The organism is Microbacterium sp. NPDC080220, from assembly GCF_040686395.1.
Lineage (GTDB): Bacteria > Actinomycetota > Actinomycetes > Actinomycetales > Microbacteriaceae > Microbacterium > Microbacterium gawkjiense.
In genome coordinates this window covers 47,610-68,579 of sequence record NZ_JBFBOP010000006.1, presented here as the reverse complement: position 1 = coordinate 68,579, position 20,970 = coordinate 47,610, and the positions used below count along the sequence as shown (strand labels likewise).

Here is a 20,970-nt window from a genome sequence, read left to right as displayed (position 1 = left end):
TCAGCGCACCGCTTCGATGATCCGCCGCGCCAACTCGTCCGGCGCGGAGAACTGGGGCCAGTGACCGGTCCCCAGCCGGACCACCTCGGCTTCCGCGATCGCGGCGAATTCCGCGGCGAAAGCGCCCCAGGCCGTCACCGCCTCGCGGAACGCCGCCTCGTCCAGGGACCCCATGAGGAGGGTGACGGGGACGCGGTGACGGTCGGTGCCCTCGAGCACCAGCGGATCGGTCGGGACGTGCCCGGGAACGGATGCCGTGAGCGGCGCCGTCCGCCGACGGGTCGCGTCGTCGAGGTCATCGACGTCCTCGGCATCGAAGAACTCCCAGCCGGGGAACGGGACGACGCCGTCGACGAGGGGGAACTCCGAGATGTCGGCGCCCGGAGGCGGAGGCGTCGTGTCGACGAACACCACCCGCGTCACCCGGTCGGCGCGGCGTTCGGCGGCGCCCCACGCGACGTTGCCGCCGCCGCTGTGACCGACGAGCACGACCGGACCGTCGATGCGGTCGATCTCGTCGACGACCGCGTCGACCCAGTCCGCGAGACGGACCTCGGATGCCGGGGCGCCCACGCCCGGCATCGTGAGCGGATGCGGGGAGTGGCCCGCGTCGCGCAGTGCGGGGACGACGTCGTCCCATGACGCGGCCGTCAACCAGAGTCCGGGGATGAGGATGATGTCCATGGCGGCGACGCTACCCGCGGTCGCCGACATCCGGCGGTACCCCGGTATCGGATCAGGGGAGGAGGGGGATGAGGGCGGCGAGATCGACCGGACCGACGACGAGGTCGGCACGACGGCGGACGGCGGGTTTCGCGTTGAACGCGACACCCAGGCCGGCGGCATCCATCATCAGGAGGTCGTTCGCCCCGTCACCGACCGCGATGGTCGCCGACGGCGCAACCCCGTAGGTCTGCGCCCACTCCCGCAGGGCTTCGGCCTTGCCGGCCGCATCGACGATCGGACCGTCGACGACGCCGGTGAGCGCGCCGCCCGAGACCGCCAGCCGGTTGGCTCGCCACACGTCGACGCCGAGCGAGGGGGCGACGGTGTCGAGGATCTCGTGGAAGCCCCCCGACACGACGGCCGCGACGCCGCCCCGGTCGTGGATCGCCGCGATCAGCTCGTGTACGCCCGGCGTCGGCTCGACGCGCGACAGCACCCGTGCGAAGGAAGCGATCGGGACGCCGGTCAACTCCTGCACCCGGGAGCGCAGACTCGTCGCGAAATCGACCTCACCGCGCATCGCCGCCTCGGTCGCGGCGGCGACCTCCGCACCGCGGCCGGCCTCATCGGCGATGAGCTCGATGACCTCGTTGCGGATGATGGTGGAATCGGCGTCGAACACGACAAGGAATCGGGCGTCAGGCACCCGACCACGCTAGCGGCTCCATCGCCGGACCCCGCGCTCAGGAGGTGATGCGGATGTTCTTCCCCACGACGGTGAGTCCGCTGTCGGTGACGGTGAACCCGCGCGACAGATCGAGCTCGCGGTCGACGCCCACGGTGGCCCCGGGTTCGATCACGACGTTCTTGTCGAGGATCGCGCGGTGCACACGTGCGCCGGCACCGACGCTCACATGGTCGAAGAGGACGGAGTCGGTGATGGTCGCGCCGCCGCCCGAGAGCGTCCACGGACCCAGCACGCTCCGCTCGAGATGCGTGCCCGAGAGCACACAGCCCAGCGACACGATCGAGTCGATCGCGTTCCCGATGCGCCCCATCCCGTCGCGGACGAACTTCGCCGGCGGCGAGTTCACCGACTGCGAACGGATCGGCCAGTCCATGTTGTACAGGTTGAAGACCGGCAGCGCGGAGATGAGGTCCATGTGCGCGTCGAAGAACGAGTCGATCGTCCCCACGTCGCGCCAGTAGTCGCGGTCGCGGTCGGTGGAGCCGGGCACGTCGTTGCGCTTGAAGTCGTAGACTGCGGCCTCGCCCCGGGAGACGAAGTAGGGGATGATGTCGCCGCCCATGTCGTGGTTCGAGGTCGGCAGCTCTCCGTCGGCCTCGACGGCCTCGATCAGCGCGTCGGTGTCGAAGACGTAGTTGCCCATCGAGGCGAGCACCTCGCCGGGGCTGTCGGGCAGCCCGGTGGGGTTCTGCGGCTTCTCGAGGAAGTCCCGGATCGTGACGCCGTCGGCGGGGTCCACGTCGATCACGCCGAACTGGTTGGCCAGCCCGATGGGCTGACGGATGCCGGCCACCGAGGCGCGCGCGCCCGAGGCGATGTGCGCCTCGATCATCTGCTGGAAGTCCATGCGGTACACGTGATCGGCGCCGATGACCGCGACGATGTCGGGCTTCTCGTCGTGGATCAGGTTGAGGGACTGGAGGATCGCGTCGGCCGACCCCGAGAACCATCGTTTGCCGAGCCGCTGCTGTGCGGGCACGGAGGTGACGTAGGCCCCGAGCAGAGCCGACATGCGCCACGTCTGCGACACGTGACGGTCGAGGCTGTGCGACTTGTACTGCGTCAGGACGACGATCTGGCGGAGCTCGGAGTTGATGAGGTTCGAGATCGCGAAGTCGATCAATCGGTACTGCCCGCCGAAGGGGACGGCGGGTTTCGCGCGGTCCTGGGTGAGCGGCATGAGTCGCTTGCCCTCGCCACCGGCGAGGACGATACCGAGGACCTTCGGGGATGCTGGCATGTGCTCACACTATGTGTCTTTCCGAGGGTCCGACTAGGACTGTGACGCCGTGTCCCGGTGCCCTAGAGTTCGGTCCATGCGCGTCGACATCGTCACGAAGGAATACCCGCCCGAGATCTACGGCGGAGCCGGTGTCCATGTGACCGAATTGGTGAAGGCGCTCCGCTCCCGCATGGAGGTCCAGGTCCGTGCCTTCGGCGCCGAGCGCGACGAGGCCGACACCACGTCCTATGCCGTCCCCGTCGGCCTGTCGGCGGCGAACCCCGCGCTGCAGACCCTCGGGACCGACCTCGAGATCGTGGGCGACGTCGCGGGCGCGGACGTCGTGCACAGCCACACCTGGTACGCCAACTACGCCGGGTTCCTCGCCTCGATGCTGCACGGTGTGCCGCACGTCGTGACCGCGCACTCCCTCGAGCCGCTGCGTCCGTGGAAGGCCGAGCAGCTCGGCGGCGGCTACGCGCTCTCGAGCTACGTCGAGAAGACCGCCTACGAGAACGCCGCCGCGGTGGTCGCCGTCAGCGACGGGATGCGGCGCGACATCCTCCGGAGCTATCCGGCCCTCGACCCCGCCAAGGTGCGGGTCATCTACAACGGCATCGACGTCGACGCCTGGCAGCCCCGGGAGGACCCGGAGCTCCTGTCGCGGTGGGGCATCGACCCGACCCGGCCGTCGGTCGTCTTCGTGGGGCGCATCACCCGCCAGAAGGGTCTGCCGTACTTCCTGCGCGCCGCCGAGCTCTTGCCCCCCGAGGTGCAGCTCATCCTGTGCGCCGGGGCCCCGGACACGCCGGAGATCATGGCCGAGGTCCAGGGCCTCGTCCAGCAGCTCCAGCGGACCCGCGAGGGTGTCGTCTGGATCGAGGAGTTCCTGCCGCGTCCCGATCTCTGTGCGATCCTCACCTCGGCGACGACCTTCGTCTGCCCGTCGATCTATGAGCCGCTCGGCATCGTCAACCTCGAAGCCATGGCGTGCGGCGCGGCCGTCGTCGGCACCGCGACCGGCGGCATCCCCGAGGTCGTCATCGACGGCGAGACCGGTCGCCTCGTCGAGATCGAACAGGCCGAGGACGGGACGGGGACGCCGGTCGATCCGGAAAAGTTCGTCGCCGACCTCGCCGCGACGCTCACGGAGGTCGTCTCCGATCCGGAGAAGGCACGCGCCTACGGCAGAGCCGGTCGCGAGCGGGCGGCATCCGCTTTCAGCTGGGAGGCGATCGCCGACGAGACGGCCGCCCTGTACCGGGAGGTCGTGGCGGCCGCTCGGTAGCCCCGCGAGGCTCGATAGGCTGGGGCCATGCCTCAGGTGCTCGAACTCGCCGACGTCGTCGTCCGCCGCAACGCCCGCAACATCGTCGACGGGATCGACTGGACGGTCGAGTCCGACCAGCGCTGGGTGGTGCTCGGCCCCAACGGCGCCGGCAAGACGACGGTGCTGCAGCTCGCGGCGACACTCGTCCACCCCACCTCCGGCGCCGTCACCGTCCTCGACGAGCGGCTCGGACGCACCGACGTCTTCGACCTGCGCCCGCGGATCGGCTTCGCGTCGTCGGCGATGGCCAAGCGCGTGCCCCAGGACGAGACGGTGCTCGACGTCGTCCTCACGGCGGCCTACTCGGTCCTGGGCCGGTGGCGCGAGGACTACGAGGCGATCGATGAGCGCCGTGCGCGTCGCGTGCTGGGGGAGTGGGGTCTTGCGGACCTCGCCGACCGCACCTTCGGGACGCTCTCCGACGGTGAGCAGAAGCGGGTGCAGATCGCCCGTGCCGTCATGACCGACCCCGAGCTGCTGCTGCTGGACGAGCCGACCGCCAGCCTCGACCTCGGCGCCCGCGAGGAGCTGCTGTCCCTCCTCGGCGGGTACGCCCGGGAGGAGTCGACGCCGGCCATGATCATGGTCACCCACCACGTCGAGGAGATCCCCGTCGGCTTCACGCACGTTCTCCTGCTGCGCGAGGGAGCCGCGGTCGCGCAGGGGCCGATCGCCGAGACCCTGACGGCGGAGAACCTCACCGCCACCTTCGGTCTGCCCATCACGCTGACGGCCGAGGACGGCCGGTTCGCCGCGCGCGCGGCATCCTGATAGAATCTTGCGTTGGCGCGCTCGCGCCGCAGACTTCCACCCGCATCTGGCAAAATCCAGGGCACTTCGTGAGGAACCCAATGAAGACTGACATCCACCCCGAGTACCGCGCCGTCGTGTTCCGCGACCTCGGCTCCGGCGAGACCTTCCTGACCCGTTCGACGGTCTCGAGCGACAAGACGATCGAGCTGGACGGCGAGACCTACCCCGTCATCGACGTCGAGATCTCGTCCGCCTCGCACCCGTTCTACACGGGCAAGCAGCGCATCATGGACTCGGCCGGCCGCGTCGAGAAGTTCAACCAGCGCTTCAAGAACTTCGGCAGCAAGTAAGCAGCCGTCACCGAAGGCCCCGCTCCGGCGGGGCCTTCGTCGTACCCGCTACGCGTGGTGCGCGGGTAAGTCGTGACGAGATGGCCGGCTTCCTGTGCCCTTATGCTCGATCCGCGGATCTGGTTGCACACCGAACGGAGAGCGGACTTGGCAAATGATGACTCAGGTGACGCGAGACTAGCGCTCGAAGCCATCGCCGGCGAAGATCTGCTCGCTCCAACTCCTGGGGATGCGCAGCTAGCTTTGGTGCGCACTGTACTGGCCGCGGTGGGCGTACTTCCGGCTGTTGGGCCGATCGCCGCCAGCTTGCTCGAAGTGGTCGACACGCCGACCGGGAGACAGCACGCCCGCGCCATCAGGACGCTGGCACGGCTGGTTCAGGAACTGCAATCGGTCGTGACCTCCAACGACTGGCGACGAGCAATGGATTCTGAGGAATTCGACTCTGCAGTGGTCCGTGCATGGTCAGCGGCGCATGAGGCTCAGGTCGAAGCCAAACGTGAGCTGATCTGGCTCGCCTTGATCAACGGTTGGGTCCGCACTGGGGGAGATCCTGAGCGCGACAGATTTCTCCGTATCGTCGCCAAATACGACGTCGAACACTTCCAGGCCCTGGAGCGACTAAAGGCTCTCGCGCCAGAGCCCAAATCGTGGCCAAGCGTTGAGGGAGAGATGCTGCCTGCGATCGGCGGCGATCAAGCCGATGCTCATGCCTACGTCCAAGAATTCGACGCTGATGGGCTGGTCCGGATATACGATCAGCCACGCCTGCGGGAGGAGCATGGTGGTCGATTGCCTCTATCGGTCATGACGGACCGGATCGCGCTATGGACCGAGCGTGCTGATCGCCTCCTGGGTTTCGTCAAGCACCCTGGTGCGGAGAAGTTGATCGACTGACACGCTCCGGCGGGGCCTTCGTCGTTTCCGCCGAGGGTCAGCGGATCGGCCAGCTGCCGTCGAGGGCGTCCTCAGGGTCGAGCCGGCCGATGCTGATGAAGTACTGCGTGAGGCTTTCGGCCTGAGCCCTGGCCCACGACACCTGCTGGGTGTGGAGCTCGGTCGAACCGAGTTCGAGCCCGAACCGGGCGGCGATCGCCTGTGCGACGCGCCCCGCGGCGACGGCATCCGCCGCCGCATCGTGCGCACCCTCGAGGGGGACGGCGTAGTGCGCGGCGACGACCTCGAGGGTGCGCTTGCCACGGCGGTAGCGGTCGTAGGTCTTGTCGACGACGAGCGGGTCGACGACGGGCGACGGGTTCGCGATGGGCTCGACGCCGAGTCGCATCCCTTCGTACTTGAGCATCGAGAAGTCGAACGGGGCGTTGTAGGCCACGACGGGGATGCCGCGAACGAAGAGGGCGCGCAATGCGGCGGTCACCTCGGCCACGACCTCCGCTGCGGCACGCCCCGCGGCGCGCGCGTGCGCCGTCGTGATCCCGTGGACGGCGGTCGCGCCCGCGGGGATCTCGATCCCCGGATCTGCGAGCCAGCTCTGCGCCGAGACCACACGTCCCTGGGCGTCCAGCACGCCGACGTGGGCGGTCACGATGCGGTCCTCGCAGACGTCGACGCCCGTCGTCTCGAGGTCGAAGACACCGAGCGTCCCGTCCGCCGGTACGTCGGAGACCTCCGCGGCCGGCAGAACGATGTCGGGCGCGAGCGCGTCGTCGTCCCACGCACAGTCGTCCCAGAGGGGAACGGACTGCCAACTCACCACACTCCGAGCGTAGGACGGACCGCCGACATGCCTCGGGCGGCGCGCCGCGCTCGTAGACTCGTCGGGTGACCGCCGCGAACCCGTACGCCGAGCGACTCGACGCCATCCCCGTCGCGCGGCACGACGTGACCGTCGCGGGGACCCGGACGGCCTACTGGACCTACGGACCGGGTGACGCGGCCACGACGATCCTCGCCGTCCACGGATTCCGGGGGGAGCACCACGGCCTCGAGCCGGTCGTCGCCTTCCTCGACGACGTACGCGTCGTCTCACCCGACCTCCCGGGGTTCGGCGAGACCCCCGCCCTGCCCGGCCGGCACGATCTGGTCGGCTACGCCGACTGGCTCACGGCCTTCGCCGCCGCGGCGGCGCCGGGAGCCGTCGTCCTGGGGCACTCGTTCGGATCGATCGTCTCGGCGGCCGCCGTGGCCCGCGGGCTCCCGACGCCGCGGCTCATCCTCGTGAACCCCATCGGCGCACCGGCGCTCGAGGGACCCCGCGGCATCCTCACCCGTCTCGCGATCTTCTACTACCGGGCCGGGGCACGCCTGCCGCGCCGCCTGGGCGACGCGCTCCTGCGGAACCCGCTCATCGTGCGGGTCATGAGCATCGCGATGGCCAAGACGCGCGACAAGGACCTCCGCGCCTTCATCCACGACCAGCACGACACCTACTTCTCGCGATTCGCCGATCGAGACACCCTGCACGAGGCGTTCGTCACCTCGGTGTCGAACGACGTCCGGGCCGCAGCCCCCGACATCGCGGTGCCGACGCTGCTCATCGCCGCGGAGAACGACGACATCACGCCGCTGTCGGCGCAGTACGCGCTGCAGAAGCTGTTCCCGCACGCGGAGCTCGTCGTGATCCCCGGTGTGGGGCACCTGATCCACTACGAGACGCCGCAGGCCGCGGCATCCGCCGTCACGCGCTTTCTTCGGCCTTCCGGCGGCGATACGCCATGACGTTCATGCGGTTGCCGCAGTTGCCGGTGTCGCAGTAGCGCTTCGAGCCGTTCTTCGAATAGTCGATGTAGACGGCCTCGCAGTCGTCGGCCGAGCACACCCGTACGCGGTCAAACTCGTCCGAGCGGATGACGTCGACGAACGCCATCGCGACCTCGACGGTGATGCGCGTCGCGAGCGGCGCCGCGTCATCGGTCGCGTGGATGTGCCAGTCGTAGGAGTCGTGGATGACGAGCTGGGGGAGCGCCTTCCCCTCGCGCAGCATCGCGTTGACGATGGGCACCGCCGCCACCCGGTCGCCGGCCCACAGCATCCGCAGTCGCGTGCGTGCGGCCCGCAGTTCGGACAGTTCGACGTCGTCCCGGCGGATCACACCGCTGTAGGGGAACTCCTGCAGGAACGCGCTCAGGTCGTCCAGGGTTGCCAGTCTGTCGACGCCCTCGCCGTCGATCTCGGGCAGGGAGTTCACAAGCGCCGTCGCGGCGCGCAGCGAGATCTCGGTGTCATGGATGAACATGGTCTTGACTCCTGACGCGGGGGATCACTACTGTCACCAGTGTAATGACGCTTAGGTCATGACTCACGGACCGCACCCCCGAGGACGATCGATGACGCACACCGCGCCCGTCCGGCTCGCCGCCGGCCCCGCCCCCGTCGTGCGGCGCACGCCCTCGAGCGGACTGCTGCTGGCGGTCACGAGCGCGCTGACGTTCTCGATCAGCGGCCCGATCGCCAAGCCGCTCCTCGAGGGCGGCTGGTCGCTCGCGGCCGTGCTGGCGATCCGGATGGGTGTCGCGGGCCTCGTCCTCTCGCCCGCGCTCGTTCGCACGCTCCGCCGCCGCCCGGACTTCCTGCGGGTGCACTGGCTCTCGCTCGTCGCCTTCGGGCTCATCCCGGTGGTGGGATGCCAGGTCTTCTACTTCTCGGCCCTGCAGCGGATGCCGGTGGGCGTCGCCCTGCTCATCCAGTACCTCGCGCCGGTCATGCTCGTCCTCTTCGTCTGGGCGAGGACGCGCCGCGCGCCGTCGCGCACCGTCCTCATCGGGTCGGTCGTCGCCATGGCCGGCCTCGTCCTCGTCGTCGACATCGCCGGTGCGCGCTTCGACCTGCTCGGCACGGCGTTCGCCCTCCTGGCGGCGGTGTGCGCGTGCGTGTACTTCGTCATGAGTGAGCGCACCGGGGACGACCTGCCGCCGCTCGCCCTGGCGGCCGGAGGGTTGCTCGTCGGAACGGTGACGATCCTGGCCCTGGCGGGTGTCGGCATCCTGCCACTCACCGTGTCGGGCGCGCCGGTCGAGCTCCTCGGGATGAGTGCTGCGCCGCTGGTCCCGCTGCTCTTGGTGGGATTGTGCACGGCCCTGGGGTACGCGTTCGGCGTCATGGCGGTCCCGAGGATCGGGTCGCGGCTGGCCTCGTTCGTCGGGCTGTCCGAGGTGCTGTTCGCGCTGAGCTTCGCGTGGCTGCTGCTGGGGGAGGCGCCTGCGCCGGTCCAGTTCGTGGGTGGCGCGCTCATCCTGGTGGGCGTGGTCCTCGTCCGTGTCGAGGAACGCGCGCCCGCCGATGTCAGTTCCCCCGCCGAGCCGCTGCCAGGAGAGGTCGGACCCGGTATCCGATGACCTCGCCCATGGCGAGGGAGGTCTCAGTGCGCTCGACGCCGTCGATCGCGAGGATGCGCGCGTCGATGTCGAACAGGTGCTGAGTGTCGCGGGCCGCGACCCGCACGAGCAGGTCGACGGGGCCGCTCAGTCCGTGGCACTGGACCACTTCGGGGATCTCCTGCAGCTCGTCGGTGATCCGCGGTAGGTCCGCCTGGCGCACCTGGACGTGCAGGATCGCGTCGATCGCATACCCCAGTGCGGCGGGCGACATCGCCCGCTCGAACGAGAGGAAGACCCCCGATCGCTCGAGCTTGGCCATGCGAGCCTGGACGGTGTTGCGGGAGAGCCCGAGTCGCTCGGCGAGCGCGACCACGGTGGCACGGTGGTCCTCGGCGAGGGCGTTCAGCAGCTCGAGATCCACGTGGTCGAGGGCGCTCATAGTGCCACACCATAGCAGGGGGTCGCGGCGCCGCTTACGCATCCTGCTCAATGTTGCGCGTGATGCTTGAGCGAGGTGCGATGTCGGCATACTCTCACAGCATCCGGCGACGAAGCCGGTGTTCTGCGCCGGTCACCCGTCCACAAGACGCGTGTCCGCGATCAGAGAGGGACGATGATGACCGACACTCTGACCCCCGCCGCGTCGGTGGCGAGCGACACCGAGGACGTGGCCCGCCTTCTCGACCACGAGGGCCGCCGCGTCCGCGACGAGCGGCTCGACCCGTGGGCCGCCGACGTCGACGCCGCGATGCTCCGCCAGGTCTACCGCGACATGTTCCTGACCCGCCGCCTCGATGCCGAAGGGGTCGCGCTGCAGCGCCAGGGCCACTTGGGCCTCTGGGCGCCGGCGCAGGGTCAGGAGGCCGTGCAGGTCGGCACCGCCTGGGCCTGCCACGACGACGACTTCCTCTTTCCCAGCTACCGCGAGATCGGCATCGAGGTCGTCCGCGGCGTGAAGCCCCGCGACTTCGTCATGGTGTGGCACGGCGCCGAGCACGCCAGCTGGGACCCCGCCGACGTCCACGTCGCGAACCCGCAGATCATCATCGGCGCGCAGAGCCTCCACGCCGTCGGGTACGCCATGGGCGTCCAGCGCGACGGCGGCGACCAGGTCGCGGTCGCCTACTTCGGCGACGGCGCGACGAGCCAGGGCGACGTCAACGAGGCGATGGTCTTCGGCTCGGCCTTCGGGGTGCCCGTCGTGTTCGTCTGCTCCAACAACCAGTGGGCGATCTCCGAACCCGTCGGACTGCAGTCGCGGACACGGATCGCCGGCCGCGCGCCGGGCTTCGGCATCCCGAGCCTGCGCGTCGACGGCAACGACGTCCTCGCGTGCATCGCGGCGATGCGCTGGGCGGCCGACCACGCCCGGAGCGGCCGCGGTCCCGCGTACCTCGAGGCCGTCACCTACCGCGTCGGACCGCACACCACCTCGGACGACCCCACCCGCTACCGCGACGCGGACGAGGTGGCGTACTGGCGGGCGCGCGACCCCCTCGCCCGGGTCGAGGCGTACCTGCGGTCCCTCGGTGCGTTGGACGACGCCTTCGCCGAGGCGTTGACGGCGGATGCCGACCGCTTCACGGCGGCGATGCGCAGCGCCGTCGTGGGGGCCGCCGCCCCCGAGCCGCTGCGTGTGTTCGACCACGTGTACGCGGAGCCTCACAGCGGGCTCGACGAGCAGCGCGCCGGATTCGCCGCGTACCTCGACGGCTTCGCTGAAGGAGGGTCGCGATGACCGAGCTCACGATGGGCAAGGCCCTGAACGCCGCGATGCGGCGCGCCCTGACCGACGACGACCGCGTGCTCGTGATGGGGGAGGACATCGGCCGCCTCGGTGGCGTGTTCCGCATCACCGACGGTCTGCAGGCCGAGTTCGGACCCCGCCGTGTGGTCGACACCCCGCTCGCGGAGTCCGGCATCGTGGGGACCGCCGTCGGCCTCGCCTTCCGGGGCTTCCGGCCGATCGTCGAGATCCAGTTCGACGGGTTCGTCTACCCCGCCTTCGACCAGATCGTCAGTCAGGTCGCGAAGCTGCACTACCGCACGCAGGGACGCGTGAAGATGCCGATCACGATCCGCATCCCCTGGGCCGGTGGCGTGGGGGCCGCCGAGCACCACTCCGAATCGCCCGAGGCGTACTTCGTCCACACCGCGGGTCTGCGCGTGGTGGCCGTGTCGAACCCGCAGGACGCGTACACGATGCTCCGTCAGGCGATCGCGAGCGACGACCCGGTCGTCTTCTTCGAGCCGAAACGGCTGTACCACTCCAAGGGCGAGGTCGATCTCGACGGCGACATCGCCGACGTGCCGCCCCTCGGCCTCGCGCGCGTCGTCCGGGAGGGCACCGACGTGACGATCGTCACGTACGGCTCGCAGGTGACGACGGCGATGGATGCCGCGCTCGCCGCCGAGGATGAGGGACTCTCGCTCGAGGTGATCGACCTGCGGTCGCTGTCCCCGGTCGACTACGGGACCGTGGCGGCCTCCGTCCGGCGCACGGGTCGCGTCGTGGTCACGCACGAGGCGTCCCGTGAAGCCGGTGTCGCCGCCGAGGTGATCGCGAGCATCACCGAGAAGTGCTTCCACTACCTCGAAGCGCCGCCGCTGAGGGTGACCGGGCACGACGTGCCGTACCCGCCGGCGAAGCTCGAGCAGCACCATCTGCCCGACCTCGATCGGATCCTCGACGCCGTCGACCGCGTCATGGGTCGCGCCGGGATGCCGGAGGTGACCGCGTGATCACAGACTTCCGCCTTCCCGACCTGGGGGAGGGCCTCGTCGAGGCCGAGATCGTGCAGTGGCACGTCGCCGCGGGTGACGAGGTCACGCTGAACCAGACGATCGCCGAGGTCGAGACGGCCAAGGCCGTCGTCGAACTCCCGTCCCCGTTCGCCGGCACCGTCTCGGCGATCCGTCACGCCGAGGGCGACGTCGTCCCCGTCGGCGAGGTGCTCATCTCGTTCGACGTCGAAGGATCGGATGCCCCGGTCCCCGAGACCGCGGAGAAGCGCGAGCCCAACCTGGTCGGCTACGGGGCGGCGCCCCGCAGCACCGCCCGCCCGCAGCGGCGGGCTCGGGCGGGGGCGGCGGGCGACGCCGTCGATCTGGCCGTCCGCGAGGCCGCGCCGCACGACGCGATCGCGCCGAGCGCCCCCGAGCGCGAGCCGCGCGAGCGCCCCCGGTCCACGCCGCCGGTGCGCAAGCTGGCCCGCGACCTCGGGGTCGACCTCGACCTCGTGGCCGCGAGCGGGGTGGACGGTCTCATCACCCGCGACGACGTCGAGGCCTACGCCGCCCGCACGGCCCCGGCGACCCCCGAGGCTCCGCGCGGGCCCGTGCCGCCGACCGCGGCACCCGTCGCCGGCGCGGCCGGCGACGAGCGCATCCCGATCCGCGGGGTGCGAAAGCACACGGCCGACGCGATGGTGCGCTCCGCGTTCACCGCCCCGCACGCGGCGACCTTCCTCACCGTCGACGTGACGGCATCCGTCGCCTTCGTGGCGGGTCTGCGGGCCGACGCCCGCTACGCGGCGCACCGGGTCGGGATCATGGCGGTCGCCGCGAAGGCGGTCTGCCTCGCGCTGCGCCGCACGCCGGAGTTGAACGCGACGTGGGACGACGCGGCGGGCGAGATCGTCCGCTTCGCGAAGGTCAACCTCGGCATCGCCGCGGCGACCGAGCGCGGACTCGTCGTTCCGTCGGTGAAGGATGCCGGCGGGATGCCGCTCCTCGAGCTCTCCGACGCGATCCGCGCCCTCGCCGAGACGGCACGGGCGGGCAAGGCCACTCCGGCGGACCTGTCGGGCGGCACCTTCTCGATCACCAACTACGGGGTGTTCGGAGTCGACGCCGGCACACCCATCCTCGTGCCGGGGGAGGCCGGCATCCTCGGTCTCGGAGCGGTCCAGCGCCGGCCCTGGGAGCACGAGGGCGGCGTCGCGCTGCGCGACGTCATGACGCTGAGCCTGTCGTTCGACCACCGGCTGGTCGACGGCGCCGAGGCGGCTCGGTTCCTCACCGACGTGGGCGACGTCCTGCGGGACCCGGCCCGGGCGATGGTGTTCGCATGAGCCTGTCGATGTCGGGATACGGACTCAGCGAGGAACAGGTCGAGCTCGCGGGTCTCGTGCGCTCGTTCGCCGACGAGGTGGTCGCGCCGGTGTCGTACGAGGCGGATCGCACGAAGACCCTGCCGATGGACGTCGTCGCCCAGATGGGCGACATGGGACTGTTCGGCCTCCCGTTCCCCGAGGAGGTCGGCGGGCAGGGCGGCGACTACGTCACGCTCGGACTCGCGATCGAGGCGCTCGCGCGCGTCGATCAGTCCATCGCCATCACGCTGGAGGCCGGTGTCAGCCTCGGGGCGATGCCGATCTTCCGCTTCGGGACCGACGCGCAGCGCGAGGAGCACCTGCCCGACCTGCTGGCGGGTCGTGCGCTCGCCGGGTTCGGTCTGACCGAGCCGGAGGCGGGATCGGATGCCGGGGCCACCCGCACGACCGCGCGTCTCGACGACGGCGAGTGGGTGATCGACGGGGCCAAGCAGTTCATCACCAACTCGGGCACCGCGATCACGCGCTTCGTCACCGTCACCGCCGTCACGGGTGAGCCGGGTTCCGCGACGCGGGAGATCTCGACGATCATCGTCCCGAGCGGCACCCCGGGGTTCACGGTCGGCCCGGCGTACGACAAGGTCGGCTGGCATGCGAGCGACACGCATCCGCTCGTCTTCACGGGCGCGCGCGTCCCGGAGGGGAACCTCCTGGGGGAGCGCGGCCGCGGTTTCGCGAACTTCCTGCACATCCTCGACGAGGGCCGGATCGCGATTGCGGCGCTCGCCACCGGTGCCGCGGAGGGATGCCTCGAGGCGGCCGTCGACCACGCGAAGAGCCGTGTCGTGTTCGGGGAGTCGCTGGGCAGCAGGCAGGCGATCCAGTTCATGCTGGCCCGCATGCAGCAGCGCGTGCACGTGTCGCGGCTGGCCTGGCTGCACGCCGCGCGTCTGCGCGACGCGGGGCTGCCGTTCAAGACCGAGGCCGCCATCGCCAAGCTCACCTCGAGCGACGCCGCGATGGACAACGCACGCGATGCGACGCAGATCTTCGGCGGCAACGGGTTCATGAACGAGTACCCCGTCGCCCGGCACTTCCGCGACTCGAAGATCCTCGAAGTGGGGGAGGGGACGACCGAGGTGCAGCTGCTCCTGATCGCCCGATCGCTCGGGCTTGCCTGATCGTCAGACGGGGACGGCGGAGGTCTCGAGCAGGATGAGACCCTCGGGCTCGACGCGGAAGCTGTGAGCCGACCCGTTGAGGATCTTGTGGCCTCGGCCGGGGTGCACGCCGTCGGTCACGTGCTCCATGACGGCGCGGATGAGAGCGCCGTGGGCGACGACGATGAGGTCGGGGGCGTGCGGATCGTTCTCGCGCCGGGCGCGCTCGACGACCTCCTGTAGTGCGGCGAGCGCGCGGACCACCACGGCGTCGCGGGATTCGGCGCCTGGCACGACGGCCGTGTCCCAAGGTCCCCAGCGCTCGGCGAACTCCACGTCGGTGACGCCCTCGGCCTCGCCGTACGAGCGCTCCCGCAGCCCGATGTGGGTGGTCGGTTCCGGCAGGCCGAGCTCCGCGGCGATGATGCGGGCGGTCTCGTGCGCCCGGGACAGGTCGCTCGAGACCACGACGGTCGCGCTCGCGCGCGTCACGCGTTCGGCGAGATCGTGGGCGGCGGCGCGCGCCTGGATCCGGCCGGTGTCGTTGAGGGGGATGTCCGTCGAGCCCTGGATGCGGCGGGCGCGGTTCCAGTCGGTCTCGCCGTGGCGTACGAGGGTGAGGATCGTCACCCGTCGAGCCTACGTGCGACGCAGTGTCAGGGTGCTGTGAGCGACTGGGCGAGGGCCGTCAGCACCTCGGAGGAGCCGGCGTCGATCTTGACCGTCGCCCGCGCGTCGCCGCGCGTCTGTCCCCGGTTGACGATGACGACGGGGAGCTTGCGGCGCCGCGCCATGTCGAGCAGCCGGATGCCGGAGTTCACGACGAGCGACGAGCCGGCGATCAGCAGGGCGCTGCTGGCGCGCACGAGCTGCTCGGCCTCGCGGAACTTCTCCAGCGGGATGTATTCGCCGAAGAAGACGACCTCGGGCTTCAGCATCCCGCCGCACACCGAGCAGTCCGGGACGACGAAGCCGTCGCTGCGCCCGGGCAGGACGTCGCCGTCGGGACCGAGCTCGACACTGTCGGGCACGGTGATCCACGGGTTGTCGCGTTCGATGCGCTCGGCGAGGTCGCGCCGGTCGAAGACCTGACCGCAGTGCAGGCAGCTCACCCGCCGCATCGTGCCGTGCAGCTCGACGACCCGGCGGCTGCCGGCGCGCAGGTGGAGCCCGTCGACGTTCTGCGTGATGACGCCGGTCGCGACCCCGGACCGCTCGAGGTCGGCGAGCGCGCGGTGCCCGTCGTTGGGGGCGGCGGCGGCGAATGTGCGCCAGCCGAGGTGACTGCCCACCCAGTACCGCCGCCGGGAGGCGTCGTCGGCGAGGAACTCCTGCGCCGTCATGGGGGTGCGGACGGGGGCGCCCTTGCCGCGGTAATCGGGGATGCCCGAATCGGTCGAGACCCCGGCGCCGGTGAGGACGGCGACGCGGCGCCCGGCGAGCGCGTCGACCGCGCGTTCCACGGCGGCGCTCGTCGCGGCATCCAGGTCCAGCACGCTCATGGCCCTCCTCGGTTTCCGAGCCTACGCCGTCGCGGTTTCGCGCAGATCACGTCGCGGCGCCCGTGACAGCATGGGCGTATGACGACGACCCGGATCGACGATCCCGCCGATCCGCGCCTGTCGGACTACCGCGACCTCACCGACACGGCGCTGCGGCGCGTCGCCGAACCCGCCGGGGGCCTCTACATCGCCGAATCGGCGAAGGTCATCTCCCGTGCGGTCGCGGCGGGGCACCGTCCCCGCTCCCTGCTCGTGCAGGAGAAGTGGCTCGACGACGCGCTCCCGCTCGCCGGCGACGCCCCCGTCTACGTCGTGCCGGACACCGTCGCCGAGCAGGTCACGGGCTTCGCCGTCCACCGGGGTGCGCTCGCCGCCATGCATCGCCCCGCCCTCCCGGATCCCGCCGCGCTCCTCGAGGGTGCGCGCACGGTCGTGGTCCTCGAGGACATCGTCGACCACACGAACGTGGGGGCCGCGTTCCGCGCCGCCGCCGCCCTCGGCGCGGACGCCGTGCTCGTCAGTCCGCGCTGCGGCGATCCGCTGTATCGCCGGAGCGTGCGGGTGAGCATGGGCACCGTCTTCCAGGTGCCGTGGACGCGGTTGCCGGAATGGCATGCCGCGTCGCCGCTGTTCGCGGCCGCCGGCATCCATCTGGCGGCTCTCGCGCTCGCCGAGGAGGCGGTGCCACTGGACGCGTTCGCCGCCGCGCGACCGGAGCGGCTCGCCGTGCTCATGGGGTCGGAGGGCGAGGGGCTCTCGGCCGCCGCCCTCGCCGCCGCCGACACGATCGTCACGATCCCGATGGCGGGCGGGGTCGACTCCCTCAACGTCGCGTCGGCCGCCGCGGTCGCGCTCTGGGCGTTGCGCTGAGTCGGATCAGCCCTGCGGTGCGTCGGTCGAGAACGGCAGCGCTTCGGGGCGCTTGGCGGTGACGTTGTCGCCCGAGGACTGGTGCCGCAGGCGCCGCAGGACCCAGGGCACGAAGTGCTCCCGCGCCCACACGAGGTCGTTCGCGCGCGCGGCGCGCCAGGTGGTGGGCGGCAGCGCCTCGGGAGCCATCGGCTGCAGGTCATTCGGCACGTTCAGGGCGCGCAGCACCATCCGTGCGACCTCGTGGTGCCCGAGCGCGTTGTAGTGCAACCGGTCGTCGTCGAAGAAGCGCATGTCCTGCACCGACTTCAGCGCCCACTGATCGGCGACGATGCAGTCGTACCGGTCCGCGATGGCGCGGATGTTCTCGTTGTAGATCGCCACGCGCCCGCGGATGCCGCGGAAGACCGGGGTGAAGCCGGTGTCGACGGCCGTGAACACGAGCAGCGTCGCGCCCTGCGACGACAACCGGGCGACGGCGTCCTCGAAGAGTTCGGCGACCGCATCCGGATCACCCTGCGGGCGGATGACGTCGTTGCCGCCGGCGGAGAGCGTGATGAGGTCGGGCTTCAGCGCGAGCGCGGGTTCGACCTGCCCGTCCACGATCTGGCGGATGAGTTTGCCGCGGATCGCGAGGTTCGCGTAGGCGAAGTCCTCCACCTGGGACGAGAGCACGGCAGCGACGCGGTCGGCCCAGCCGCGGTGCTCACCCGGGCGGTCGGGGTAGGGGTCGCCGATCCCCTCGGTGAACGAGTCACCGATCGACACCATCCGTCGCCACGGGTGGGCGGTCGAGTTGGGGACGTAGGGCGAACGGTTCTCTTCGGGCCCGGGGTCGATGTCGCGCATGGCACCTCCGCCTCGAGGCTACCCGTCCGTGCGCGGCGACCCGGGGCGCCCGGTGTCGGACCGGACGATTAGGGTGGATCGACGTGACGAGCGAGACGATGAACGAAGAGGGGGCGGCTTCGCAGGAGCCCCACTTCGGGAGTTTCGCCGCCGAGCACCTCTCGCCCGCATTCCCGCAGCGTGCCCCGTGGGGAACGGCCCAGAACCTGCGTGCCTGGCAGGCCGAGGCCCTCGAGCAGTACTTCGAGGCCGAGGGGCCCGACGGCATCGGACGGGGACCCCGCGACTTCCTCGCCGCCGCCACCCCCGGCGCCGGCAAGACGACCTTCGCGCTCCGGCTCGCGAGCGAGCTGCTGCGACGCGGGGTGATCGACCGCATCATCGTGGTGGCACCGACCGAGCACCTGAAGACGCAGTGGGCGGATGCCGCGGCCCGCGTCTCGATCCGGCTCGACCCGCGGTTCAGCAACAAGCACTACTCGCCGGCGCGGCACTACCACGGCGTCGCCGTCACCTACGCGCAGGTCGCGGTGAAGGCCGCCGTGCACGAGCGTCTCGTCCTCGACTCGCGCGCTCTCGTCATCCTCGACGAGGTCCACCACGGCGGCGACGCCCTCAGCTGGGGCGACGCGCTGCGCGAGGCCTACGGGCGGGCGACCCGACGGCTGCTGCTGTCGGGCACGCCGTTCCGCAGCGACACGGCGCCGATCCCGTTCGTCGAGTACCACCCGAACGACAAGGGCATCCGCATCTCGCGGACCGACTACAACTACGGCTACGGCCGTGCGCTCGCCGACGGCGTCGTCCGTCCGGTGCTCTTCCACGTGTACGCGGGCCAGATGAAGTGGCGCACCAAGGCCGGTGACGAGTACGAGGCGCACCTCGGTCAGGACAACACGAAGGACATCAACGCGCAGGCGTGGCGGACGGCGCTGAACCCCGAGGGCGAGTGGATCTCCGCCGTGCTGCGCTCTGCGGACCGCCGATTGAGCGAGGTCCGCCAGGACGTCCCGGATGCCGGGGGCCTCGTCATCGCGACCGACCAGACGGCCGCCCGTGCGTACGCCGCGATCCTCCGCGACATCACGGGGGAGCCGACGACGGTCGTCCTCTCCGACGACAAGGCCGCGTCGGGGCGGATCGAGACCTTCTCGCAGTCCACGACGCGGTGGATGGTCGCGGTGCGGATGGTGTCGGAGGGGGTCGACGTCCCCCGTCTCGCCGTCGGCGTCTACGCGACGAGCGCCTCGACCCCGCTCTTCTTCGCTCAGGCCATCGGACGCTTCGTGCGGGCCCGGCGCCGCGGCGAAGCGGCATCCGTCTTCCTCCCCAACGTGCCGCAGCTGCTCGCCCTCGCGAACGAGATGGAACGCGAGCGCGACCACGCCCTCGACCGCGAGGAATCGGACGACGACGGTCTCGAAGACTCGCTCCTGGAGGAGGCCGAGCGCGAGGACAAGGCGTCGGACTCGCTGCTCGAGGAGGGCAGCTACCAGGCTCTCGGCTCGACCGCGCACTTCGACCGGGTGCTTTACGACGGCAAGGAGTTCGGGCAGCTGGCCGTCCCGGGCACACTCGAGGAGGAGGAGTTCCTCGGCATCCCGGGCCTGCTGGAGCCCGAGCACGTGCACGAACTCCTCATGCAGCGGCAGTCGCGGCAGTCGCGCCACCGTCACGCCCGCGAAGCACGGGAGAAGGCGCACGGCGAGGCGACGGGCGAGCCGGAGAACACCCTGCCGCCGGCGTTGCACCGTACCCTCCGTGAGCAGCGACAGCTGCTCAACAGCCTCGTCGGGCTCTACGCGCGGCAGAGCGGCGAACCCCATGGCGCCGTGCACGCCGAACTGCGTCGCGTGTGCGGGGGACCCGAGGTCGCGCGAGCGACCGTCGCGCAGCTGCAGGCGCGCATCGACGTCCTCCGACGGCGCGTGCACTCCTGACCCCTTCGGATCCCCGAAATGCTGGCAGTTCCGGCTTCGGCGCAGTCCCGGCCGGCCGTGGTGGCTACCGTGAAGGGGACATGAGCACGACGAACACGACCCCCCTTCCCGACGCCACCCCGGGGGATCGGCGACGCTGGGCCTCCTATCTCGCCGACGAACGCGCCGAGGCCCGCGTGTACCGCGAACTCGCCGCACGGAAGTCCGGGGAGGAGCGCGACATCCTCACGGCGCTCGCCGACGCGGAGGGGCGCCACGAAGCGCACTGGCTGGAACTGCTGGGAGGCGAGCCGCAGCGGCTGCCGAGGGCGTCGGTGCGCACACGGATGCTGGCCGCGATGGCGCGCCGCTTCGGCTCGATCTTCGTCCTCGCGCTCGCGCAGAACGCCGAGAACCGCTCCCCGTACGACGACGACCCGCACGCCACCCCCGCCATGCGAGCCGACGAGAAGATCCACGGCGAGGTCGTGCGCGGCCTGGCCGCGCGCGGTCGGATGCGCCTGTCGGGCACCTTCCGCGCCGCCGTCTTCGGGGCCAACGACGGACTGGTGTCCAACCTCGCCCTCGTCATGGGCATCGGCGCGACCGGGGTCGCGCCGCAGTTCGTGCTCTTCAGCGGCATCGCGGGCCTCCTCGCGGGCGCCCTTTCGATGGCGGCCGGCGAGTTCGTCTCGGTCCGGTCGCAGCGCGAACTGATCGAGGCGACGCATCCCAACAACGACACCGATCACGTCCTGCCCGACCTCGACCTGGACGCCAACGAACTCGCCCTGGTGTACCGGACGCGCGGGCTCGACGAGGACGACGCGCTGGCCCGGGCACGGAAGGTCATCGCGACCGCCCAGGCGAGCGACCGCGCCGTGCCCTACCGGCGCGCCGCGGAGCCGCCCGCCGACCTCGAATCCGTCGGCTCGGCGTTCGGCGCCGCGGCATCCAGCTTCGCGTTCTTCGCGTCGGGCGCCGTCATCCCGGTCCTGCCGTGGATCTTCGGCCTCTCGGGGCTCTCCGCCGTCGTCCTCGCCCTCGCGCTGGTCGGACTCGCGCTGCTGCTCACCGGCGCCACCGTCGGGCTGCTCTCGGGCGCCCCGCCCCTGCGCCGCGGCCTCCGCCAGCTCGCTATCGGCTTCGGTGCGGCGGCGATCACCTACCTGCTGGGTCTGCTCTTCGGCGTCTCCGCGGCGTAGTCGCCCCGATTATCGGGAGCGGTCAGAACGTGCTACTGTCGATCCTCGGTTGCGAAACCGAAAT

The 20,970-nt window shown here is 70.9% G+C and carries 22 protein-coding genes; 13 read left to right on the top strand and 9 right to left on the bottom strand.

Annotation, left to right across the window (positions count from 1 at the left end):
* Genes AB0P29_RS10600 through glgC form a run of 3 tightly spaced genes read right to left on the bottom strand, consistent with a single transcriptional unit; the run spans position 1 to position 2,654 of the window.
* Positions 1 to 684: an alpha/beta hydrolase gene (locus AB0P29_RS10600; protein WP_363379709.1), complete on the bottom strand. Its 684-nt coding sequence runs from the start codon at positions 682 to 684 to the stop codon at positions 1 to 3.
* Positions 685 to 736: 52 nt separating this feature from the next.
* Positions 737 to 1,372 carry a phosphoserine phosphatase SerB gene (gene serB, locus AB0P29_RS10595; RefSeq protein ID WP_363379708.1) on the bottom strand — a complete coding sequence of 212 codons (636 nt, stop codon included), beginning with the start codon at positions 1,370 to 1,372 and terminating at the stop codon, positions 737 to 739.
* A 37-nt stretch (positions 1,373 to 1,409) separates the two neighbouring features.
* Positions 1,410 to 2,654: a glucose-1-phosphate adenylyltransferase gene (gene glgC / locus AB0P29_RS10590; RefSeq protein ID WP_217531530.1), complete on the bottom strand. Its 1,245-nt coding sequence runs from the start codon at positions 2,652 to 2,654 to the stop codon at positions 1,410 to 1,412.
* Positions 2,655 to 2,730: 76 nt separating this feature from the next.
* Between glgC and glgA the strand changes: the two genes are divergently transcribed.
* From glgA to AB0P29_RS10570, 4 genes are all read left to right on the top strand, one after another.
* A complete protein-coding gene (gene glgA, locus AB0P29_RS10585; protein WP_363379707.1) occupies positions 2,731 to 3,924 on the top strand; it encodes a glycogen synthase in 1,194 nt (397 codons plus the stop codon).
* Between the two features lie 27 nt (positions 3,925 to 3,951).
* Entirely contained in the window at positions 3,952 to 4,737 is a 786-nt protein-coding gene (locus tag AB0P29_RS10580) for an ABC transporter ATP-binding protein (protein ID WP_064002264.1), read from the top strand.
* An 80-nt stretch (positions 4,738 to 4,817) separates the two neighbouring features.
* Complete coding sequence (locus tag AB0P29_RS10575; RefSeq protein WP_018186539.1) at positions 4,818 to 5,069, top strand: type B 50S ribosomal protein L31; 252 nt, start codon at positions 4,818 to 4,820, stop codon at positions 5,067 to 5,069.
* A 147-nt stretch (positions 5,070 to 5,216) separates the two neighbouring features.
* Positions 5,217 to 5,966 (top strand): hypothetical protein, encoded by a 750-nt coding sequence (locus AB0P29_RS10570; protein WP_363379706.1) that lies wholly within the window; start codon positions 5,217 to 5,219, stop codon positions 5,964 to 5,966.
* A 37-nt stretch (positions 5,967 to 6,003) separates the two neighbouring features.
* Here AB0P29_RS10570 and AB0P29_RS10565 read toward each other — a convergent pair whose 3' ends face one another.
* The gene (locus AB0P29_RS10565) at positions 6,004 to 6,786 is read right to left on the bottom strand and encodes an exonuclease domain-containing protein (protein ID WP_311283587.1); all 783 of its coding nucleotides are present in this window, start codon (positions 6,784 to 6,786) and stop codon (positions 6,004 to 6,006) included.
* Positions 6,787 to 6,851: 65 nt separating this feature from the next.
* Between AB0P29_RS10565 and AB0P29_RS10560 the strand changes: the two genes are divergently transcribed.
* Entirely contained in the window at positions 6,852 to 7,748 is an 897-nt protein-coding gene (locus tag AB0P29_RS10560) for an alpha/beta hydrolase (protein ID WP_363379705.1), read from the top strand.
* On the opposite strand, the gene AB0P29_RS10555 is transcribed toward AB0P29_RS10560, so the two are convergent.
* Positions 7,708 to 8,265, bottom strand: coding sequence for a CGNR zinc finger domain-containing protein (locus tag AB0P29_RS10555; RefSeq protein ID WP_064002260.1), 558 nt, complete (start codon positions 8,263 to 8,265; stop codon positions 7,708 to 7,710). The two genes, AB0P29_RS10560 and AB0P29_RS10555, sit on opposite strands and share 41 nt — an antisense overlap.
* Before the next feature lie 91 nt (positions 8,266 to 8,356).
* Here AB0P29_RS10555 and AB0P29_RS10550 point away from each other — a divergent pair, with 91 nt between their 5' ends.
* On the top strand, positions 8,357 to 9,364 hold the full coding sequence (locus tag AB0P29_RS10550) for a DMT family transporter (protein ID WP_311283589.1): 1,008 nt from the start codon (positions 8,357 to 8,359) through the stop codon (positions 9,362 to 9,364).
* Here the strand turns inward: AB0P29_RS10550 and AB0P29_RS10545 are convergent.
* Positions 9,312 to 9,785: an Lrp/AsnC family transcriptional regulator gene (locus AB0P29_RS10545; RefSeq protein WP_253036082.1), complete on the bottom strand. Its 474-nt coding sequence runs from the start codon at positions 9,783 to 9,785 to the stop codon at positions 9,312 to 9,314. The genes AB0P29_RS10550 and AB0P29_RS10545 overlap by 53 nt on opposite strands.
* 177 nt (positions 9,786 to 9,962) lie before the next feature.
* Here AB0P29_RS10545 and pdhA point away from each other — a divergent pair, with 177 nt between their 5' ends.
* The 4 genes from pdhA to AB0P29_RS10525 are packed head-to-tail and all read left to right on the top strand — an operon-like array spanning position 9,963 to position 14,582.
* Entirely contained in the window at positions 9,963 to 11,084 is a 1,122-nt protein-coding gene (pdhA, locus tag AB0P29_RS10540) for a pyruvate dehydrogenase (acetyl-transferring) E1 component subunit alpha (RefSeq protein WP_363379704.1), read from the top strand.
* Entirely contained in the window at positions 11,081 to 12,088 is a 1,008-nt protein-coding gene (locus AB0P29_RS10535) for an alpha-ketoacid dehydrogenase subunit beta (protein ID WP_363379703.1), read from the top strand. The genes pdhA and AB0P29_RS10535 overlap by 4 nt, the downstream gene beginning before the upstream one ends.
* Positions 12,085 to 13,419, top strand: a complete 1,335-nt coding sequence (locus AB0P29_RS10530) for a dihydrolipoamide acetyltransferase family protein (protein ID WP_363379702.1) — start codon at positions 12,085 to 12,087, stop codon at positions 13,417 to 13,419. Before AB0P29_RS10535 ends, AB0P29_RS10530 begins: the two co-directional genes overlap by 4 nt.
* Before the next feature lie 8 nt (positions 13,420 to 13,427).
* Complete coding sequence (locus tag AB0P29_RS10525; RefSeq protein ID WP_363379834.1) at positions 13,428 to 14,582, top strand: acyl-CoA dehydrogenase family protein; 1,155 nt, start codon at positions 13,428 to 13,430, stop codon at positions 14,580 to 14,582.
* A 3-nt stretch (positions 14,583 to 14,585) separates the two neighbouring features.
* Here AB0P29_RS10525 and AB0P29_RS10520 read toward each other — a convergent pair whose 3' ends face one another.
* Both AB0P29_RS10520 and AB0P29_RS10515 read right to left on the bottom strand, forming a co-directional pair.
* Positions 14,586 to 15,191: a histidine phosphatase family protein gene (locus AB0P29_RS10520; RefSeq protein WP_363379701.1), complete on the bottom strand. Its 606-nt coding sequence runs from the start codon at positions 15,189 to 15,191 to the stop codon at positions 14,586 to 14,588.
* 26 nt (positions 15,192 to 15,217) lie between these two features.
* On the bottom strand, positions 15,218 to 16,063 hold the full coding sequence (locus AB0P29_RS10515; RefSeq protein ID WP_363379700.1) for a Sir2 family NAD-dependent protein deacetylase: 846 nt from the start codon (positions 16,061 to 16,063) through the stop codon (positions 15,218 to 15,220).
* A gap of 78 nt (positions 16,064 to 16,141) precedes the next feature.
* Here AB0P29_RS10515 and AB0P29_RS10510 point away from each other — a divergent pair, with 78 nt between their 5' ends.
* Entirely contained in the window at positions 16,142 to 16,933 is a 792-nt protein-coding gene (locus tag AB0P29_RS10510) for a TrmH family RNA methyltransferase (RefSeq protein ID WP_363379699.1), read from the top strand.
* A 6-nt stretch (positions 16,934 to 16,939) separates the two neighbouring features.
* On the opposite strand, the gene AB0P29_RS10505 is transcribed toward AB0P29_RS10510, so the two are convergent.
* Positions 16,940 to 17,782 (bottom strand): SGNH/GDSL hydrolase family protein, encoded by an 843-nt coding sequence (locus AB0P29_RS10505; protein WP_363379697.1) that lies wholly within the window; start codon positions 17,780 to 17,782, stop codon positions 16,940 to 16,942.
* A gap of 98 nt (positions 17,783 to 17,880) precedes the next feature.
* On the opposite strand from AB0P29_RS10505, the gene AB0P29_RS10500 reads away from it, so the two are divergent.
* Both AB0P29_RS10500 and AB0P29_RS10495 read left to right on the top strand, forming a co-directional pair.
* Positions 17,881 to 19,722, top strand: coding sequence for a DEAD/DEAH box helicase (locus AB0P29_RS10500; RefSeq protein ID WP_363379833.1), 1,842 nt, complete (start codon positions 17,881 to 17,883; stop codon positions 19,720 to 19,722).
* 80 nt (positions 19,723 to 19,802) lie between these two features.
* Positions 19,803 to 20,906, top strand: coding sequence for a VIT1/CCC1 family protein (locus tag AB0P29_RS10495; protein WP_363379696.1), 1,104 nt, complete (start codon positions 19,803 to 19,805; stop codon positions 20,904 to 20,906).
* The last annotated feature ends 64 nt before the right edge of the window (positions 20,907 to 20,970 follow it).

Excerpts from the sequence above, each read along its gene's own strand:
- AB0P29_RS10600 (WP_363379709.1), bottom strand. The coding sequence starts at position 684 with ATGGACATCATCCTCATCCCCGGACTCTGGTTGACGGCCGCGTCATGG.
- glgC (WP_217531530.1), bottom strand. The coding sequence starts at position 2,654 with ATGCCAGCATCCCCGAAGGTCCTCGGTATCGTCCTCGCCGGTGGCGAG.
- glgA (WP_363379707.1), top strand. The coding sequence starts at position 2,731 with ATGCGCGTCGACATCGTCACGAAGGAATACCCGCCCGAGATCTACGGC.
- AB0P29_RS10580 (WP_064002264.1), top strand. The coding sequence starts at position 3,952 with ATGCCTCAGGTGCTCGAACTCGCCGACGTCGTCGTCCGCCGCAACGCC.
- AB0P29_RS10575 (WP_018186539.1), top strand. The coding sequence starts at position 4,818 with ATGAAGACTGACATCCACCCCGAGTACCGCGCCGTCGTGTTCCGCGAC.
- AB0P29_RS10555 (WP_064002260.1), bottom strand. The coding sequence starts at position 8,265 with ATGTTCATCCATGACACCGAGATCTCGCTGCGCGCCGCGACGGCGCTT.
- AB0P29_RS10550 (WP_311283589.1), top strand. The coding sequence starts at position 8,357 with ATGACGCACACCGCGCCCGTCCGGCTCGCCGCCGGCCCCGCCCCCGTC.
- AB0P29_RS10545 (WP_253036082.1), bottom strand. The coding sequence starts at position 9,785 with ATGAGCGCCCTCGACCACGTGGATCTCGAGCTGCTGAACGCCCTCGCC.
- pdhA (WP_363379704.1), top strand. The coding sequence starts at position 9,963 with ATGACCGACACTCTGACCCCCGCCGCGTCGGTGGCGAGCGACACCGAG.
- AB0P29_RS10535 (WP_363379703.1), top strand. The coding sequence starts at position 11,081 with ATGACCGAGCTCACGATGGGCAAGGCCCTGAACGCCGCGATGCGGCGC.
- AB0P29_RS10525 (WP_363379834.1), top strand. The coding sequence starts at position 13,428 with ATGTCGGGATACGGACTCAGCGAGGAACAGGTCGAGCTCGCGGGTCTC.
- AB0P29_RS10515 (WP_363379700.1), bottom strand. The coding sequence starts at position 16,063 with ATGAGCGTGCTGGACCTGGATGCCGCGACGAGCGCCGCCGTGGAACGC.
- AB0P29_RS10510 (WP_363379699.1), top strand. The coding sequence starts at position 16,142 with ATGACGACGACCCGGATCGACGATCCCGCCGATCCGCGCCTGTCGGAC.
- AB0P29_RS10505 (WP_363379697.1), bottom strand. The coding sequence starts at position 17,782 with ATGCGCGACATCGACCCCGGGCCCGAAGAGAACCGTTCGCCCTACGTC.
- AB0P29_RS10500 (WP_363379833.1), top strand. The coding sequence starts at position 17,881 with ATGAACGAAGAGGGGGCGGCTTCGCAGGAGCCCCACTTCGGGAGTTTC.
- AB0P29_RS10495 (WP_363379696.1), top strand. The coding sequence starts at position 19,803 with ATGAGCACGACGAACACGACCCCCCTTCCCGACGCCACCCCGGGGGAT.